Here is a 1,207-nt window from a genome sequence, read left to right as displayed (position 1 = left end):
TGTAAGCATCCCCGTAATCCGCGCCATTCACTTTTAGAGATCTTCCGACATACTGATTATGTCACCTGTGGAGATCGCTATGCGTAAGATCCGATTCACCGAGCACCAGATCATCTCCGTTCTGAAGTCTGTTGAAGCCGGGCGCACCGTCAAAGATGTGTGCCGCGAGGCCGCTATTTCCGAAGCCAGCTACTACAACTGGAAGGCGAAATATGGCGGGATGGAAGCCGCTGATATCAAAAAAATAAAAGATCTTGAAGACGAGAACCGTCGTCTGAAGCAGATGTTTGCCGATCTGAGTCTGGAATGCCGGGCGCTGAAGGACGTTATCGAAAAAAAGCTTTAAAACCAGCGATAAAGCGGGAACTTGTCAGCTATCTGGCTGCACAATTTTCCATGAGCATCCGCCAGGCATGCAGGACAGTATCGCTGAGCAGGACGGTATATTTTTATCAGCCCGATACCCGGCGTGATGAACCGGTGATCCTGGCGTTGACTGAATTGGCAGAGCGCTATCCGCGATACGGATTTAAGAAGCTTTTTCAGGTGATTCGCAGGCAGGGTAACGCCTGGAATCATAAGCGTGTTCACCGGATTTACTGCCTGCTGAAACTCAATTTTCGCCGCAAGGGGAAACAACGTCTTCCGGTGCGCAATCCGGCTCCGCTGGCAACGCCGGAAGCACTCAACCAGAGCTGGTCGATTGATTTTATGCACGACGCGCTGACATGTGGCCGACGTTTTCGGACTTTCAACGTCGTGGATGATTTTAACCGCGAGGCTCTGGCCATAGAAATTGACCTGAATATCCCGGCGCAGCGGGTTGTGCGGGTGCTGGACAGGATAGTGGCAAACCGTGGATATCCGCTGAAGATGCGGATGGATAACGGGCCGGAGCTGATATCACTGGCTCTGGCGCAGTGGGCCGAAGAGCACGGTGTGTTACTGGAATTTATCAAGCCGGGAAAGCCAACGCAGAACGCGTTTATCGAACGTTTTAACCGAACATACCGGACCGAAATACTGGATTTTTACCTGTTCAGAACACTGAATGAAGCACGGGAGATAACGGAGTGCTGGTTGGCAGAATATAACAGCGAGCGGCCTCATGAATCCCTGAATAACCTGACGCCGGAAGAATACCGGCTGATGGCTGATAACCCGGAAATCTCAAAAAGTGCGTGGAACTAAAACGGGTGTGCTTACA

The 1,207-nt window shown here is 51.4% G+C and carries 1 protein-coding gene; it reads left to right on the top strand.

Annotation, left to right across the window (positions count from 1 at the left end; translation table 11 throughout):
- Positions 1-79: 79 nt before the first annotated feature.
- Positions 80-1,191, top strand: a protein-coding gene (locus LVQ76_RS22270) for an IS3 family transposase (RefSeq protein ID WP_232922474.1) whose coding sequence is annotated in 2 segments (ribosomal slippage) — positions 80-341 and positions 341-1,191 — 1,113 coding nt in all. Because the reading frame shifts where the segments join, the coding sequence is not laid out codon by codon here.
- Positions 1,192-1,207 lie beyond the last annotated feature (16 nt).

This window comes from Buttiauxella cochleicola (assembly GCF_021283185.1).
Classification (GTDB): Bacteria; Pseudomonadota; Gammaproteobacteria; order Enterobacterales; family Enterobacteriaceae; genus Buttiauxella; species Buttiauxella massiliensis.
This window is presented reverse-complemented; position numbering and strand designations above follow the sequence as displayed.